The organism is Rhizobium tropici CIAT 899 (assembly GCF_000330885.1).
Lineage (GTDB): Bacteria > Pseudomonadota > Alphaproteobacteria > Rhizobiales > Rhizobiaceae > Rhizobium > Rhizobium tropici.
The window spans coordinates 2,775,296-2,792,220 of record NC_020059.1; the positions used below are offsets into that span (position 1 = coordinate 2,775,296).

Genomic DNA, 16,925 nt, shown 5'->3' on the forward strand with positions numbered 1-16,925 from the left:
CTGTTCCAATTTATACTTTCGCAGACCATGCAAAATTGTCGCCGCCCGCGCAAGCATCAATGACGTGTGGAAGCCTCACATCTGCTGCACATAGCGTTGCAGTTCCCTGACATCCGTCGTTGCCTCCTGCTCCTGCTCGGAGCCGCAACGATTCCAGACCTGCGATAGACGCTCGCGCTCGTGCATGACACGGTTGCGGCCAAGCGTCTTGGCAAGATAAAGCGCCTTGTCGGCGGCGGCGTAGACGGCCTCCGTCTTGCGGTCCCCGCCGATGTCGGCAATCCCGGCGGAAATGGTGATCTTCACCGACCCGCCTTCAATGGCGATCGACTGTTCGGCGATCTGCTCCTTGATCTCCTCAACGCGCGCGACACGCTCGGCCATATCGCCGCCGTGGATAATGACGCCGAACTCCTCACCGCCAAGTCGCGCAATCACGTCTTCTCCGGTGAAGGCACCCGAAAATAGCCGCGACACCGCAACGATCACCGCATCACCGGATGCATGCCCGAAACGATCGTTGATCGCCTTGAACCGATCGAGATCGAAGATCGCCAGCGAGGCGCCATCTCCGGCCATATTCAACGCCTCGGTAAAGGCACGGCGGTTGAGCAGACCGGACAGCATGTCGGTGCGGCTCAACCGCTCGAATTCGGCATGGGAGACGGCGAGCCTATGGATGGAAAAACCTGCCAGGACCGCAAGCGCGCCGGACACGGTGCCGCCGATGATCCATGCCAGCAAAACACCAAAGCGCATCGCCTCGAAAATCGGCACAGGCAGAAGATCAAGCCATTGCATCACGAAAAGCAGCACCAGGATGATGGCAAGCGACATGATGACCGCGACAAAACTCATCTTAAGCGCGAAAATAAAAATCGCACGCCGCTGCTGAAAGTTACCGGGTTCGGCCTGCAGCGAAATCCATTGTTTCATGCGATTCACCTTCCTCAGCCCACTATTTCCATCATGTGAGATAGGGGTGAAGACGCTTCCAGGTCTTTAATGGAATGATTAAAAAGCGGTATATTTCCCAAGTTGTGAACAGCCGGAGACTACATCCGTAAAATCCAGCTTGCCGAGAAAAATGCGCGATGGCAGCACCACCACGTCATGTCATTGATATTGCTGCGCCCATTACGCAGCATATGAAAACCCCGGAAAACCGGGGCTTTCATATCTGCCCGATGATCGGCGTCCGAAATATCCTCAGAAAAGGAAATATCGCTGCGCCATCGGCAGCACGGTTGCCGGTTCGCAGGTCAGAAGCTCGCCATCGGCACGCACTTCATAGGTTTCCGGGTCCACCTCGATATGCGGCGTCAGGCTGTTATGGATCATCGATGCCTTGGAAATGCCGCCGCGCGTGTTCCGAACGGGCAGCAGCGTCTTGGCGACACCAAGCTTGGCGGCAAGTCCCGCATCGAACGCAGCCTGAGAAACGAAGGTCACCGACGAATTCGTGCGATTCTTGCCATAAGCGCCGAACATCGGCCGGTAGTGCATCGGTTGCGGCGTCGGAATAGAGGCATTCGGGTCGCCCATCGGTGCTGCGGCGATCGAGCCGCCGATCAGCACCATCTCCGGCTTCACGCCGAAGAAAGCCGGGTTCCAGAGCACCAGATCGGCGCGCTTGCCGACCTCGATCGAACCGACCTCATGGCTGACGCCATGCGCGATCGCCGGGTTGATCGTATATTTGGCGATGTAGCGCTTCGCGCGGAAATTATCGTTGTCGCCTACCTCCTGTGCCAGGCGGCCGCGCTGGCGTTTCATCTTGTCGGCAGTCTGCCAGGTACGGATCGCCACTTCGCCGACACGGCCCATCGCCTGGCTGTCGGAGGAAATGATCGAAAAGGCGCCGATATCGTGGAGAATATCTTCGGCTGCGATCGTTTCCTTGCGGATACGGCTTTCGGCAAAGGCGATATCCTCCGGGATCGACGGCGACAGGTGATGGCAGACCATCAGCATGTCCAGATGCTCGGCGATCGTATTAACCGTATAGGGCCGCGTCGGGTTAGTCGAGGACGGGATGACGTTCGACTGGCCGCAGATCTTGATGATATCTGGCGCATGGCCGCCGCCCGCGCCTTCCGTGTGGAAGGCGTGAATGGTGCGACCCTTGATGGCACCGATCGTATCCTCCACGAAGCCGCTTTCATTCAATGTATCCGTGTGGATCATCACCTGCACATCATACTCGTCCGCAACGCTGAGGCAGCAATCGATCGCCGCCGGCGTCGTGCCCCAATCCTCATGCAGCTTGAGCGCGCAGGCGCCGCCAAGCACCATTTCCTCCAGTGCGGCCGGCACGGAGGCATTGCCCTTGGCGGAAAGGCCGATATTCATCGGAAAGGCGTCGAAGGATTCGATCATCCGCGCCAGATGCCACGGTCCCGGCGTGCAGGTCGTTGCCAGCGTGCCATGCGCCGGCCCGGTGCCGCCTCCAAGCATGGTGGTGACGCCCGACATCAGGGCTTCCTCGATCTGCTGCGGGCAGATGAAGTGAATATGGCTGTCCATGCCACCGGCGGTGACGATCTTCCCCTCACCCGCAATCGCCTCCGTGCCGGGTCCGACGATGATATTGACATTGGGCTGCATATCCGGATTTCCGGCCTTGCCGATTGCGACAATGCGGCCGTCCCTCAGGCCGATATCCGCCTTGACGATTCCCCAATGATCAAGGATGAGCGCATTCGTAATGACTGTATCGACGGCGCCGCCGGCGCGCGTCACCTGGCTCTGTCCCATGCCGTCACGGATGACCTTGCCGCCGCCGAACTTCACCTCCTCGCCATAGGTGGTGAAATCCTTCTCCACTTCGATGAACAATTCGGTATCTGCCAGACGAACCTTGTCGCCGACAGTCGGTCCGAACATGTTGGCATAGGCGGCACGAGAAATCTTGTAGGGCATGGATCAGTCTCCTTCGGAGGCAGAGATGAGGTTCGTGGCAGCAAGGCGCCTGAGGCGACCGAGGGAAACATAAGCATCCACCAGCTGCTTCTCGACGGCAAACGGATGTTCCTCCCAGCCTGTGTGGCTGAAACCGGTAATGGCAATATCGTCGTCGGGATGGCGTGACATCACATCGGCGATCACGATCATACCGCTGCTCGGCACGATGTAGGAGCCGGGATCGTAATCCGCCAGCGCCGCATCGACGCCTTCGTGAATGGCTCGGTCGATCACCACATGCTGTTTACCTGTGGCCTGGCAAAACGCGGTGAACTGATCTGTATAATCATCGCAGAAATCGTCGAGCTCGGGATGCGAGATCGCCAAAGATGCGCGCAGCTCAGAGAATTTGTCTGGATCACGCACGCTCCAGATTTCCGATGCGGCAGCGACGGCAGGGCTCTTGCGCCACTCCGCCGAGCCGAGCATGGCGCGGGCCGGCCGGCCTGTGTTGCAGACAGCGACGACATCGGTTCGCCTGCCACCGGCTCCCATCGATCGACAATCGTTGAAACGGATCACGAGATCTGCGGCATCGATGACGGCGCCTGCACCGGCCGCAATCTCACCATTGCCGACGATCATCACGTGGCGCCTGGAATTCACTGACTAGCCTCCGGCCCATCAGCAAGATCCTTCAATTCCTTGGTCCGCGTCTTGGTCAGCTCCGCCTTGCAGCCGGAGACGAGCATGGGCTCCATCGAGCCGCCGCGGGCCTGAAAGCCTTGCGCCTCACATTGCCCATCGCGATAATCCACCCAGGCACGTTGCGCCTTGATGAGCGCCTTTTCAGCGCCCTTCATGTCGTTATCGAGATCAGCATCGATCGCGACCATCGCGGCGCGCGTTTTCTTATATTGCGCGTTCAACGCCTTGTCGGCCGTGTCGAACTCGAGAGCGGCGCAAATGTTGAGGTCCGTCTGCGCCTCGGCTTTGGCGCAATCGATCTTCGGCTCGTCCAGATTGTTCTGCGCAAAGGCAGGACCGCAGATCAGGGCTGCAGCAAGAGCGACAGCGGCGGGCGCAAGCAATTTCATCGACACCCCCGGAAGCTAGAGCTTGCCCATGACCTGCTGACGGAAGCCATAGACTTCACGCTTGCCCGACAGCGGGATCAGAGTGACCGAGCGTGTCTGCCCAGGCTCGAAGCGCACGGCGGTACCGGCGGGAATATCGAGCCGCATGCCCCTTGCCTTGTCGCGGTCGAAAGACAGTCCGCCATTGGTCTCGGCGAAATGATAATGGCTGCCGACCTGAACCGGCCGGTCGCCCGTATTGGAAACCTCAAGCGTTGTGGTCGGCGCTCCGACGTTGAGTTCGATGTCGCCGCTTGCGGCAATAATTTCACCTGGAATCATGGTTCTCTCCTCATGCGGCATGGACGGGCGCGCATCCCTCAGCTTTCAGAACACGTTTTGTCGAAGCGGGATATTTGGCGAGCAAGGCCGCCGGGCGGATTGGACGCTGCGCGAAGTCACCGCCGCAGTTCGGGCAGACACCGCCCAATACGGTATCGACGCACTCGACACAGAAGGTGCACTCGAAGGTGCAGATCATAGCCTCCTGGCTTTCCGGCGGCAGATCCCTGTCGCAGCATTCGCAATTTGGCCTCAGCTCCAGCATGGCAACCTCATCGGATGGGTTCGTGGACCGTGACGAGCTTGGTGCCGTCGGGGAAAGTCGCCTCGACCTGAACGTCATGGATCATCTCGGCAACGCCTTCCATCACCTGATCGCGCGTGATGACATGGGCGCCGGTCTCCATCAACTCAGCGACCGGGCGGCCATCGCGTGCGCCTTCGACCACGAAATCGGTAATCAGCGCAATGGCTTCGGGATGATTGAGCTTCACGCCGCGCTCAAGCCGCCGCCGCGCCACCATCGCCGCCATCGAAATCAGCAGCTTGTCTTTTTCTCTCGGAGTGAGGTTCATCGCCTACCTATGTGATTGCTGTTTGCTCAATTTACAGATTCCAGACTTTCGGCACAGGCGCTCCGTCGCGCAAGGCGGAAATGATCGGGATGAGGATTTTTCTGAGCGCGAAACCATCGGCGGCGGCGAGCCGCACGACGAGCTTCTCGCCCCAGTGGCTGGCGCCCCCCTTATGGGTTTCGAGGAGCGGCCTGATACGGCCGAGATAGGTCTCGGCCAGTGGCCCGACATAAAGCAAGGTCGCAAAGGCCACCTGACCGTCAAGCACGGCCATCTTCGCCGTCAACGCGGCGATATCGCCATCCAGCCGCAGCTCCTCGGCATGAACCAGCCGTCCGCCGCGGCGGATGCGCCAGCGATCGCGGAACAGCCCCTGCTCCATCGTCTCGCCCATGGCTTTGCGCCCAAGCAGGATCGCCTCGACGGCAAGGAATTCGGCCGCATCGTCAAGTTCGACATTCAGCACACGCGAAAGCGAGGCGCGGTCGAACAGGATGGTCTCCTGCGGCAACCAATCGACACGGGCGCCATGGCCAACCTTAATGGACGTTTCGACCTCTGCCGTATCGGCCGAAGCCTTGTAGATCTTCTCGCAGGCCTGCGTGGTCACATCGATGCGTGTACCCGGCGCGGCGGAAATGCTCCAATCCATGCGGTCGCCGCCGGTCAGGCCGCCGGCCGTATTGATAACGACGGCCTCCATGGAATGATCGAAAGTTTCCGGCAGCCTGATCTTGGCCGCGCCCTCCTGAAAGAGCTCGGAAAGGCGCGTGCGGCCGCCAAGCGACTTCGCCGCAAGATGGCCGCGACCCCGCGCCCTCTGCGGTCTCGTCCCTGCCACCGTCATTGCCATCAGCCTCTCCACGCATCGCACATGCCAAGCCCGGCCATTGAAGCCCGGCGAGCAATAAACGCAAGCAATTCCTGTGCCTTATTCGACGCCGTGCAATATTGGCCTTATATCAGCCGCATTAGCTGCATTTTTCGCCAAACGCTCAAAAGAAAGGCAACCTCTGCAACGGATATGTTTGATCCTTGGCGCGAAGACGATGCGCGTCAGTCTGGAGCAGTTCCAGCAAAAGTGCGAAGCGGTTTGCGTCCGGAACTGCATAAACAAGATAGAGCGCTTCCGCGATTCGGAGGAAAGCGGAAATACTCTAGATCACACGATCCGGTGGCTCGCGCCCGGCAAAGAAGGCGGTGACATTGTCCACCACCTTCATCCCCATGGCGGTGCGCGTCTCTTCCGTGGCGCTGCCGAGATGCGGCAGAAGCACGACGTTGTTCATCGCCCTCAACCGCTCGGGAACATGCGGTTCAGCTTCATAAACGTCGAGGCCCGCGCCGCGGATCGTCCCCCGCTCCAGTGCCGAAATCAGCGCTGCCTCGTCGACGACATCGCCTCTTGCGGTGTTGATCAGGAAGGCCTCCGGTTTCATGGCCGCGAAACGGGCCGCATTCATCAGGTGCCGGTTCTCGGCACCGCCTGGACAATGCAGGGAGACGAAATCGGAGACTTCCAGAACATCGTCTACGGTCTGCAACTGGACAGCGCCATAGCGAGCCGCCTCCATGGGATCGATGGCGGAACGATTGTAGAAGACGACATCCATACCGAAACCGAAATGGCAGCGCTGCGCGAAGGCACGGCCAATGCGGCCGAAGCCGATAATGCCGACAGTCTTGCCGGTGACCTTGGTGCCGACCAGATGTGTCGGCCGCCAGCCGCTCCAGGCGCCGGCCCTGACTTCACGCTCGCCTTCGCCGCCACGACGCGCAACGGAAAGAAGCAGCAGCATGGCGATATCGGCCGTGCAATCAGTCAGCACACCGGGCGTGTTGGTGACGACCACGCCCTTCTGTTTTGCCGCGGCAATATCGATATGATTGAAGCCGACGCCGAAATTGCCGAGGATCTTCGTCCTGATCGCCTGACCTTCGAAAAGCGCTGCAGGAAGCCTATCGGAAACGGTCGGCAGGACTGCATCATTGGCGAGCAGCGCCTCGCGCAGCTGCCCCGCATCGAGCGCGATGTCATCCTTGTTCAACGTCGTGTCGAAACGCTCGGAAAGCACGGATTCGACCGCGGCCGGCCAGCGTCGGGTCACAAGAATACGGGGTTTGTTCATGCGGTCATCCTCCTGCCGATATCAGGCAGATTTAAAGCAGCCTTGGCTTGAAGAAAATGGCGAACCGATATCGCGAATATGAAAAAGCCCGGCCAGTGGCCGGGCTTCTCAGATCTTGCCTATGCCGGAAAACCGGCATCACAAAGCTTACTTCGAGATTTCGTCGTAGTTGTACTTGCCGTCGGAACCCTTGGACCACTTGTACATGACGTAGTCCGGACGGGTGATGTCGCCCTTGGCGTTGAAGCCCAGATCGCCGATAGCGGTCTTGAACGGACCCTTTGCCTTCAGCGCATCGGCAACAGCCATCGGATCGTTGGAACCGGCAGCCTTGGCGGCGGCGGCGATAACCTGCAGAGCCGAGTAGGAGTAGAGCGTGTAGCCTTCCGGCTCGTAGCCGGCAGCGCGGAACTTGGCCACGAGATCGGCGGAAGCCGGGTTCTTGCGCGGATCCGGTGCGAAGGTCATCAACGTGCCGTCGACGGCGTCGCCGGCGATCGATGCCAGCTCGTTCGAAACGATACCGTCACCCGACATGAAGTGAGCCTTTACACCCTGGTCGGCCATCTGGCGCATGATGAGGCCAGCTTCCGTGTGCAGACCACCGTAGTAGACGAAATCGACGCCAGCCTGCTTCATCTTGGCGATCAGGGCCGAGTAGTCCTTGTCGCCGGGGGTGATGCCTTCATAAACGACTTCCGTCACGCCGGCGGCGTTGAGGTTCTTCTTGGTTTCATCGGCTAGACCCTGACCATAAGGGGTCTTGTCGTGAACGACGGCAACCTTGGCGCCCTTGAAATTGTCGGCGATGTACTTGCCGGCAACTTCGCCCTGCTGGTCGTCACGGCCGCAAGTACGGAACGTGTTCCACAGGCCGCGTTCGGTGAACTTCGGGTTCGTCGAAGCGGGAGTGATCTGCAGGATGCCGTTTTCAGCGTAGACTTCCGAAGCCGGAATGGAAACGCCCGAGTTGAAGTGACCGACGACGAACTTCACGCCGTCAGCAACGAACTTGTTGGCGACTGAAACGCCCTGCTTGGCGTCGGAGACGTCGTCGCCGAGTTCGATCTTGATCTTTTCCCCGTTGATGCCGCCTGCAGCATTGATGTCGGCTGCTGCCTGTTCCGCACCCTTCTGAAGCTGCGCGCCAAACGCAGCATTCGGGCCCGTCAACGGACCGCCAACGCCAACAATGATGTCGGCCTTCGCAGCGCCGCCGAAAGCGATCATCGCCGACAAAGCCACCGCCGACAGAAGATACTTCTTCATATTATTACTCCCAATTTTTAAGCGGGTTCCGTTTAATCTGCCCTGCGCGATACCCACCAATCATCACGCCGGTAACGCTTGCATTTCGAACTCTGGAAGCATGATCCTGCCCGTTCCCGTCTGTTTTTATGGGGCTGGATGACGCTCTTGGTTGTACGCAGACTGTGCCTAGTTTAGGCCCAGTGTCAATTCTTCTTCTTCCAAGAAAAGGCCGAGGTCTTTTCATAGAGCCAATAGTAATTATTCACCATCTGATCGGTACGGCGATACCGGTATCCCGCAGTCGCGAAAACGAGCAGAAGCACGACGTCGATGATGTAGATGGTGAGGTCGAATACCGGCCCGTTGAACAGCGCATGGTGCAGAAACTGCAGCCCGAGGCCGATCAGAAAGCTGTAGACGACGACAATCGGATAGTTTTCCCAGCTGGAAGCGACGGCACGGCCTGCGCGCCACGCGGTCCAGAAACCCAGGATGACGATAACGGCACGGATGACCATGCGGCCGCCGGTATCGCTGTCGAAGAGAAGTCCCTGCATCTCAAATTCCCCGCGAAACGAAACTCAATGATGTCCGCCTTCGAGATAGGCGGCGCGCACTTCCGGATTGGCGAGCAGCTCCTTGCCCGAACCGCTCATCGTCACCCGGCCGTTGACCATCACATAGGCGCGGTCGGAAAGCTTCAGCGCTGCAAAGGCATTTTGCTCGACGAGGAAGACGGTCAGCCCCTGGCTCTGGTTCAGAACCTTGATCGCTTCGAAAATGCCCTTGACGATCAGCGGTGCCAGGCCAAGCGAGGGCTCGTCCAGCAGCAGCAGCTTCGGGCGCGCCATCAGCGCACGGCCAATCGACAGCATCTGCTGCTCGCCGCCGGAAAGCGTGCCGCCGCGCTGCGACTGACGCTCCTTCAGGCGCGGGAAGAGCGTGAAGATCTTCTCGACGTCCTCATTGAAGTATTTGAGCTTGTCGAGGCTCGCACCCATCTGCAGGTTTTCGTAGACGGTCATGCGCGGAAAGATGCGCCGCCCCTCCGGCGATTGCGCGATGCGAAGCCGCGCGATCTCGTGCGTCGGCATGCGCGTAATATCCTGGCCGTCGAAAATGACCGATCCGGTACGAGCCTGAGGGCTGCCGCAGATCGTCATCATCAGCGTCGACTTGCCGGCGCCGTTGGCGCCGATCAGGCTGACGATCTCGCCACGGTTGACTTCGATGTCGACCCCGGCAAGGGCGCGGATATTGCCGTAATAGGTTTCCACGCCCGCAACTTTGAGAAGTGGCTGCCCCGTCATCAATGTTCACCTTCCTGGAGGTGTTCGACTTCGGCAATCACCTCTTCCACTTCCTCATCCTCAACGCCCAGATAGGCAGCGATCACGCGAGGATCGTTCTTCACCTCTTCCGGCGTGCCATCGGCAATCTTCTGCCCATATTCGAGGACGATGACATGGTCGGAAATCTCCATGACCACCGACATATCGTGCTCGATCAACAGGATAGACGTGCCGGTATCCTTGCGGATACTGCGCAGGAATTCGTTGAGAACCAGGGATTCGCGAGGATTGAGACCGGCAGCCGGCTCGTCCAGGCAAAGCAGCTCCGGCCCCGTGCACATTGCGCGAGCGATTTCCAGGCGACGTTGCGCGCCGTAGGGAAGATCGCCGGCCGGATCGTCGGCGCGATCGATGAGATCGGCCTTCTCGAGCCAGAAGCGCGCGAGTTCGATCGCATTCTTGGCTTCGGAACGATACGGCCCGATGCCGAGCAGACCGAGGATCGTATAGCCGGAGGCGCGCATCAGCTTGTTGTGCTGCGCCACCAGCAGGTTTTCCAACACGGTGAGGCCCGAAAACAGGCGGATATTCTGGAAGGTGCGCGCCACCTTGGCTTCACGCGTGATCCGGAAATCCGGAAGCCGTTCCAGGAGATATTCCTTACCGGTCTTCTGATGCAGGCTGATCATACCCATCGTCGGCTTGTAGAAACCGGTGATGCAATTGAACACTGTCGTCTTACCGGCGCCGTTCGGGCCGATGAGGGCGGTGATGTCGCCTCGCTTCGCCTCGAAGGAGAAGTCGTTGATCGCCATCAGGCCGCCGAACTTCATCGACAGATGATCGACCTTCAGCAGAACGTCATTGGGGTTTGCGGTCACAGCGTTCATCAGCCGTGGCCCTCCTTGGTAAAGCTGCCGGAGACCGCTTTTCGCTCTTTGAGGAAGGCGGTCGGCTCACGCGTGCCGACGAAGCCGCGCGGCTTGAAGATCATGACGACCACCATGGCGAGACCGAAGATCAGCATGCGGTAGAGTTCCGGGGTGAAATCCGGGCCGAAGCCGGGAATAATTGTCGTGTCGCCCCAAACCAGGCCAGTCTTCAGGAAGCTCATATTACGCAGCGCTTCCGTGCCGCCGATCATGGCGATCGCCGCGATAGCGATACCCTTCAACGACCCCATGCCGCCCAGGACCACGATCGCCAAAATGATCGCGGATTCCAGGAAGACGAAGGATTCCGGTGAGACGAAGCCCTGACGCGCGGCGAAAAAGGAGCCGGCAAAGCCGCCGAACATGGCGCCGGTGGCAAAAGCCGTGAGCTTCGTCGTTACGGTATTGATTCCGAGTGAACGGCAGGCGATTTCATCCTCGCGCAACGCTTCCCACGCACGTCCGATCGGCATGCGGCGCAGCCTGATGGTGACATAGGCCGTCAGCATGCAGAGCAGCAGGATCACATAGAACAGGAAAATCTTATACCAGGCAGACGAGATCGGCAGACCGAAACTACGCACGAAGTTGTGCGGGTCCTTCATATCGAAAGTATATAGGCCAAAGAGCGATGCCTTGGTGACGTTGGAGATGCCGAAGCTTCCCTGCGTCACATCGGTCCAGTTGGTCAGCACGATACGGATGATTTCCCCAAAGGCGAGCGTCACGATCGCCAGGTAATCGCCCCTCAGGCGCAGCACCGGAAAGCCGAGGATCATGCCCCAAAGTGCGGCAAGAATGCCCGACAGCGGCAGCAGCAGCCAGAAGGATAGGCCAAAATGCATCGATAACAGTGCATAGGAATAGGCGCCGACGGCATAGAAGGCGACATATCCGAGGTCAAGCAGGCCGGCGAGGCCGACGACGATGTTCAGGCCCCAGGCAAGCATCACATAGATGAGGATCTGGATGCCGAAGTTATCGACATAGGTCAGCGATCCCTGCGGACCGAGGATCGCCACCGCCGCCAGCGGATAGATGAGCAGCAGCAGGAGCGCAATCTTGTTGAAATGCCTGGCGGCGAAGCTTTGTTCGCCTTCTACCTGGACGACCTTGGCCTTGGCGGCCTTTCGCGCTGCCAGATAAGGCTGGACGAAGACCGTCATGACGAAGCGGCCAACGGTAGCGATCGCGACGATGGTCGCCAAAAGACCCCAGCGCTGCACGATGATCAGCTTGTTGTCCATATTCTGATCGGTCTTGAGACCGATATAGAGGACGAACATGCCGAAGGATATGACGGCGGTCCAGAGGGCGTCCGTAATCCCCTTCTGGACAAGGCCGGGTGCGGTCTTGCCTGCAACGAAGTTTGAATTTGCCATGGCGTTATACCTTTTCGACTTCCGGCCGGCCGAGAATACCCGTCGGCTTGAAGATCAGCACGTAGGCCAGGATACCGTATGTCGCGACATCCTTATACGCGATGGGGAAATTGCCCGACCAGAACGACTCGATGAAGCCGATCATCAAACCGCCGAGAAAACAGCCCGGCAGCGAGCCGATGCCGCCCAGAACCGCGGCGGTGAAGGCCTTGACACCAGGCACGAAGCCATCCGTGAAGTTCGCGACGCCATAATACATCAGATACATCGTGCCGGCGACGGCAGCGAGCGCCGCACCCATGATGAAGGTAATGGAAATGGTCCGGTCGACATTGATGCCGAGCAGCGCCGCCATCTTGCGGTCCTGCTCGGTGGCGCGCTGCGCGCGCCCAAGCGCCGTCTTGTTGACGATGTACCAGAAGGCGGCCAGCAGCACGACGGTGATGATGAAGATGATGATCTGCTTCAGCGACAGCGAGACGCCGCCGAAATTGTAGACATCTCCCACCAGTGTCGGGATCGGCTTGTTGCGCGGGCCCTGTGCGACCTGGATGAAGTTCGACAGAACGATCGACATGCCGATTGCCGTGATCAGCGGCGCGAGACGGAACGACCCGCGCAAGGGCCGATAGGCGACGCGCTCGATCACCCAGTTCCAGAGGCTCGTCATCAGCATGGCGACAATCAGCATCACCAAAAGCAAGATGGCAACCGGGAGGCCGGCAAACAGCGAAATGAGAACGAGATAGGTGATAAGAGCGGCAAAACCGCCAAGCATGAAGACATCACCGTGGGCAAAATTGATCATGCCGATGATGCCGTAGACCATGGTGTAACCAATGGCGATCAGGCCGTAGATCGACCCGAGAGTCAGCCCGTTTAAGAGCTGCTGGATAAAATAATCCATATATCATTTCCCCTGGATGCGGCGTCATACGATCGCATCTCTTATTACTTTTTTAGGTTCCTTCTGGAGGCCTATGGCCGCGATTCCATACTGGTTTCGAAAGAAATGTGAAGCCAAAAAGGCAAGAAATTGACAAATTCTTTTCAAATCGCGGTGCGTTGATGCGAATTCGACCAAAAATGACACGAAAGCGGCAGCCTCTGGCTCAAAATTAGCCAAAGCCGGCTGCTGCCGCTCCCAAATTGAAAAGCTCTCGTCAGCGGCATGTATGGACGGCCTCCGCGTGGCAAGGGGCAATTTACTGTTTCCGGCAGATTGGTCGGGTGCAGGCATGTATTCGGCCTTTGATTGCGGCTTGTTCATGCCGCTGGCCCTGATGTAGTCCGCTGATCGGATCCCAGACAGGTCAACGCGCTTTCAAGCGGCACCCACTGATCGGGTTTGTCCGATCCCGGCTCGACCGTTCGCCATCACACCATTTGCACCTCACCAATTCCAGCAGCCTCGTGACTTGTCAAAGATTGGCGGCGGCCTCAAATCGCCTGCCTGTCGTCATCAACGCCCAGACGATCCGCGCCATCTTGTTGGCCAGAGCAACAGCGACGACGTTGTACGGCTTCTTCGCCAAAAGCTCGGCCGCCCACTGCGTCGGTGGAACTCTGGCCTTGCGGCTGAAGCGAAGTACCGCATGCGCCCCAACGACAAGAAGCCTACGGAGATAGGGATCGCCTTGTTTGCTTATCCTCCCGAGCCGGTCTTTGCCACCCGATGAATTCTGCCGAGGTACCAAGCCTATCCATGCCGCCAGTTGTCGGCCGGATTTGAAGAGCGACGCGTCTGTCACGGTCGCGGCGATTGCGCTGGCAGTGATCGGGCCAATTCCAGGTATTGTCTCAAGGCGACGGCTCAGCTCGTTGGAGCGATGCCAAGCATGAATTTGGCAATCCATCTCGCCGACCCTCTCGTGCACCTCCCGCAACTGCCCGATCAGCGAAAGAAGCGCGGAACGCGCAAGCGGAGGGATGAGATTCTGGCCATCGTCTTCTACCAATGCGATCAGCATTCCGACGCCGACAATGCCCTGACGCGTTACGATGCCGAACTCCGCCAGGTGGCCGCGCAAGGCGTTCACCAGCATTGTCCGCTGCCGGATCAAAAGTTCACGGACGCGATGCAGCATCAGGACACTCTGTTGCTCCTCGCTCTTCACCGGGACGAAGCGCATCGTCGGTCGCGCCACCGCCTCGCAGATCGCTTCGGCATCCGTCGCGTCATTCTTTTGCCGCTTCACGTATGGCTTGACGTAAGACGCCGGCATTAGCCGAACCTCGTGACCCAGCGCCAGGAGGACCCGAGCCCAGTGGTGCCCGGTCGCACACGCCTCGATTCCGATCAGGCACGGCGGCAATTTCCTGAAGAAAGCGGCGACATCCTCACGTCGCAGCTTTCGCCGGACCACTACCGCGCCCACCGCGTCTACGCCATGCACCTGAAAGACGTGCTTGGCGATATCCAATCCGATTGTGCTAACCTGTTCCATGGACGGCTCTCCCTCATGTGGACTTTCGACAGCCACACTTTGGCACACTGCGATGCCGGGAGCGGAGACCGTCCACCACATCAGGTCATGCGTGATCCACCGCTGCCTTGTGAAGGCGCTCTTCAGGCACGCATGCGGCCGCCATCTGCGTCGAACAGCGGCTCGACCTGAAGCCTTGCCGGTAGAAGCTCGCCGAGCAATTCGATCGCCCAGCCTTGCGTCTCGTCGGCAATTTCCTTCGGCACGTAGCCGACTGCAACGGAAAGACCGGAAGCGTGCGCATATCCGCCCGAGGTCACCCAGCCGCAAACCGCGCCCTTGTGATAAATGGGCTCGTCGCCGATGACGTCGGCATCCTTTGCGCTCAGAATGAACGTGCACAGCCGCAAGGTTCCGCCTTCCGCCTTTTCCTTGGCAGCCGCAGCCTTGCCAATGAAATCAGCTTCCTTGGATAGCGCGACGAACCGGTTGAGCCCGGCCTCGAGCGGACCGTAGAGCGGCCGGTATTCGCGCGCCCAACTGCCGTAGGATTTGTCGAGACGCAGTGCATTCAGCGCTCTCAACCCAAAGAGCCGGATGTCGAACTCTGCGCCCTCCTGCATCAGAAGATCGAAAATATAGCGCTGGTATTCCGGCTTCATCCAGATCTCATAGCCGAGATCACCCGTATAGGAGACGCGGCCGACGATGGCAGGCGCCATGCCGATATCCATGCGGCGGATCGACATGAAGGGGAAAGCGGCCGTGGAAAGATCCTGATGGGTCAGCTTCTGCAGCAGTTTACGAGCATTCGGGCCGGCGATCGAAAGGCCGAGAAGCGAAAGACCGAGTGCGTTCAGTTCGACCGAACCGTCCTTGGGCAGGAGGCTTTCGAACCAGCGCATGTGATAGGCTTCGGCAATGCCGGAGCCGATGAGAAGGAAATCTTCCTCACCGAGCTTGGCAAGCGTGAAATCGCCGATCAGCTTGCCGTCATGTTTCAACATCGGCGCCAGTGTCATTCGGCCCACGGCCGGAATGCGGCAGGTCAGCAGCGTGTCGAGGAAAGCTTCCGCTCCCGGCCCCTTGACTGAATATTTGGCAAAACCCGACGTTTCCATCAGGCCGACGCTTTCGCGCACCGCCTTCGCTTCCGCGGCGACGACGTCAAAATCGTTGGAACGCCGCCACGAGAATTGATCCACTTCGCCCTGCGGAGCAAACCACAGCGCCTGCTCAAGGCCATAGTAAGCGCCGAAGACGCCCCCGGCTTGCTTTAGCTTGTCGTAGATCGGCGTCGTCAGCAGCGGGCGTGCAGCCGGCAGCTCCTCGTTCGGATAGCGGATCGAGAAGCGGCGGGCATAGTTCTCGCGCACCTTGGCATTGGTATAGGCGAGCGTCGCGTAGTCGCCATAGCGGGAGACATCCATGGCGAAGACGTCGAAGCCCGGATCGCCGTAGATCATCCAGTTGGCCAGCGCCAATCCGACGCCGCCGCCCTGGCTGAAGCCGGCCATGACGGCGCAGGCCGACCAGTAGTTCCTTAACCCACGGACAGGGCCGACAAGCGGGTTGCCGTCGGGCGAGAAGGTGAACGGACCGTTGATGATCTTCTTGATGCCCGCATTGTTGAAGGCCGGGAAGTGGCGGAAGCCGACCTCCAGCTCCGGCGTGATGCGCTCGATATCCTCGGCCAGCAGTTCGTGACCGAAGTCCCAAGGGGTCGTTAGCGGCGACCATGGGCGGCAGGCCTTTTCATAGGTGCCCATCAGCATGCCCTGCCGCTCCTGGCGCAGATAGATCTCGCCGTCGAAGTCGACGCAGTGCATCAGCTCCTTGCCCGTCGTCTTGTTGAAGTCGATGACCTCGGGCATGTCCTCGGTGATCAGATACATGTGCTCCATCGCGAGCACCGGCAGCTCCAGCCCCACCATACGGCCGACTTCGCGCGCCCAGAGACCGGCGGCGTTGACCACATGCTCGGCGACAATCTCACCCTGATTGGTGATAACTAGCCAGGAACCATCCTCACGCTGCACCAGCTCTTCCACCTTTGTATGCAGATAGATTTCAGCACCGTTCTTCTTGGCCGAACGGGCATAGGCATGCGTGGTGCCATAGGGGTCGAGGTGGCCTTCGACGGGATCGTAAAGCGCGCCGACGAACTGATCGGGATCGAGGAGCGGCATCATCTCATGCGCTTCCTTCGGCGTCAGCAGCGTCGCTTCCAGGCCGTTGTAGCGCCCCTTCGCGAGAATGGATTTCAGCCAGTCGAAGCGCTGCGGGGTTGCCGCCAGCATCAGGCCGGAGGTGAGGTGCAGGCCGATGTCCTGGCCGGAATATTCCTCGATCTCCTTATAGAGCTCGACCGTATATTTCTGCAGCTTGGCGACGTTCGGATCGCCGTTGATCGTATGCATGCCGCCGGCGGCATGCCAGGTCGATCCGGATGTCAGCTCGGAACGCTCGAGTAGCACCACATCCGTCCAGCCGAATTTCGTCAGGTGATAGAGCACCGAACATCCGACGACACCGCCACCGATGACGACGACCTTGGCATGGCTTTTCATTGGGGATCCCCTGTTTTCGGCACGAAGCCGCCGGGTGTCTTCCCGC

General features: G+C 59.4%; 18 protein-coding genes. All 18 read right to left on the reverse strand.

What is annotated here, in order from left to right; translation table 11 throughout:
- Positions 1-75: 75 nt before the first annotated feature.
- The 18 genes from RTCIAT899_RS13680 to RTCIAT899_RS13765 all read right to left on the reverse strand — a co-directional run bounded on the left by RTCIAT899_RS13680 (position 76) and on the right by RTCIAT899_RS13765 (position 16,879).
- Positions 76-936 carry a GGDEF domain-containing protein gene (locus RTCIAT899_RS13680; RefSeq protein ID WP_015340833.1) on the reverse strand — a complete coding sequence of 287 codons (861 nt, stop codon included), beginning with the start codon at positions 934-936 and terminating at the stop codon, positions 76-78.
- Positions 937-1,209: 273 nt separating this feature from the next.
- Positions 1,210-2,922, reverse strand: a complete 1,713-nt coding sequence (ureC, locus tag RTCIAT899_RS13685; protein WP_015340834.1) for an urease subunit alpha — start codon at positions 2,920-2,922, stop codon at positions 1,210-1,212.
- 3 nt (positions 2,923-2,925) lie between these two features.
- Positions 2,926-3,549: an urease accessory protein gene (locus RTCIAT899_RS13690; protein WP_015340835.1), complete on the reverse strand. Its 624-nt coding sequence runs from the start codon at positions 3,547-3,549 to the stop codon at positions 2,926-2,928.
- A gap of 17 nt (positions 3,550-3,566) precedes the next feature.
- The gene (locus tag RTCIAT899_RS13695) at positions 3,567-4,001 is read right to left on the reverse strand and encodes a lysozyme inhibitor LprI family protein (protein ID WP_015340836.1); all 435 of its coding nucleotides are present in this window, start codon (positions 3,999-4,001) and stop codon (positions 3,567-3,569) included.
- Between the two features lie 15 nt (positions 4,002-4,016).
- Positions 4,017-4,322 carry an urease subunit beta gene (locus RTCIAT899_RS13700; RefSeq protein ID WP_015340837.1) on the reverse strand — a complete coding sequence of 102 codons (306 nt, stop codon included), beginning with the start codon at positions 4,320-4,322 and terminating at the stop codon, positions 4,017-4,019.
- Positions 4,323-4,332: 10 nt separating this feature from the next.
- Entirely contained in the window at positions 4,333-4,587 is a 255-nt protein-coding gene (locus RTCIAT899_RS13705) for a DUF1272 domain-containing protein (RefSeq protein ID WP_015340838.1), read from the reverse strand.
- A 7-nt stretch (positions 4,588-4,594) separates the two neighbouring features.
- Positions 4,595-4,897: an urease subunit gamma gene (locus RTCIAT899_RS13710; protein WP_015340839.1), complete on the reverse strand. Its 303-nt coding sequence runs from the start codon at positions 4,895-4,897 to the stop codon at positions 4,595-4,597.
- Between the two features lie 31 nt (positions 4,898-4,928).
- Positions 4,929-5,750 (reverse strand): urease accessory protein UreD, encoded by an 822-nt coding sequence (locus RTCIAT899_RS13715; protein ID WP_041677635.1) that lies wholly within the window; start codon positions 5,748-5,750, stop codon positions 4,929-4,931.
- Between the two features lie 304 nt (positions 5,751-6,054).
- Positions 6,055-7,026: a 2-hydroxyacid dehydrogenase gene (locus tag RTCIAT899_RS13720; RefSeq protein ID WP_015340841.1), complete on the reverse strand. Its 972-nt coding sequence runs from the start codon at positions 7,024-7,026 to the stop codon at positions 6,055-6,057.
- A gap of 147 nt (positions 7,027-7,173) precedes the next feature.
- Entirely contained in the window at positions 7,174-8,295 is a 1,122-nt protein-coding gene (locus RTCIAT899_RS13725) for a branched-chain amino acid ABC transporter substrate-binding protein (RefSeq protein WP_015340842.1), read from the reverse strand.
- Positions 8,296-8,480: 185 nt separating this feature from the next.
- Positions 8,481-8,834, reverse strand: coding sequence for a DUF6867 family protein (locus RTCIAT899_RS13730; RefSeq protein ID WP_015340843.1), 354 nt, complete (start codon positions 8,832-8,834; stop codon positions 8,481-8,483).
- Between the two features lie 24 nt (positions 8,835-8,858).
- Positions 8,859-9,587 (reverse strand): ABC transporter ATP-binding protein, encoded by a 729-nt coding sequence (locus tag RTCIAT899_RS13735; RefSeq protein ID WP_015340844.1) that lies wholly within the window; start codon positions 9,585-9,587, stop codon positions 8,859-8,861.
- The gene (locus tag RTCIAT899_RS13740; protein ID WP_015340845.1) at positions 9,587-10,459 is read right to left on the reverse strand and encodes an ABC transporter ATP-binding protein; all 873 of its coding nucleotides are present in this window, start codon (positions 10,457-10,459) and stop codon (positions 9,587-9,589) included. Before RTCIAT899_RS13740 ends, RTCIAT899_RS13735 begins: the two co-directional genes overlap by 1 nt.
- Entirely contained in the window at positions 10,459-11,883 is a 1,425-nt protein-coding gene (gene livM / locus RTCIAT899_RS13745; protein ID WP_015340846.1) for a high-affinity branched-chain amino acid ABC transporter permease LivM, read from the reverse strand. Before livM ends, RTCIAT899_RS13740 begins: the two co-directional genes overlap by 1 nt.
- A gap of 4 nt (positions 11,884-11,887) precedes the next feature.
- Positions 11,888-12,790, reverse strand: a complete 903-nt coding sequence (locus RTCIAT899_RS13750; RefSeq protein ID WP_015340847.1) for a branched-chain amino acid ABC transporter permease — start codon at positions 12,788-12,790, stop codon at positions 11,888-11,890.
- Positions 12,791-12,814: 24 nt separating this feature from the next.
- The gene (locus RTCIAT899_RS33515) at positions 12,815-13,153 is read right to left on the reverse strand and encodes a hypothetical protein (protein WP_154660799.1); all 339 of its coding nucleotides are present in this window, start codon (positions 13,151-13,153) and stop codon (positions 12,815-12,817) included.
- 151 nt (positions 13,154-13,304) lie between these two features.
- Positions 13,305-14,330 carry an IS110 family RNA-guided transposase gene (locus RTCIAT899_RS13760; protein WP_015340848.1) on the reverse strand — a complete coding sequence of 342 codons (1,026 nt, stop codon included), beginning with the start codon at positions 14,328-14,330 and terminating at the stop codon, positions 13,305-13,307.
- Positions 14,331-14,452: 122 nt separating this feature from the next.
- On the reverse strand, positions 14,453-16,879 hold the full coding sequence (locus tag RTCIAT899_RS13765) for a GcvT family protein (RefSeq protein ID WP_015340849.1): 2,427 nt from the start codon (positions 16,877-16,879) through the stop codon (positions 14,453-14,455).
- Positions 16,880-16,925 lie beyond the last annotated feature (46 nt).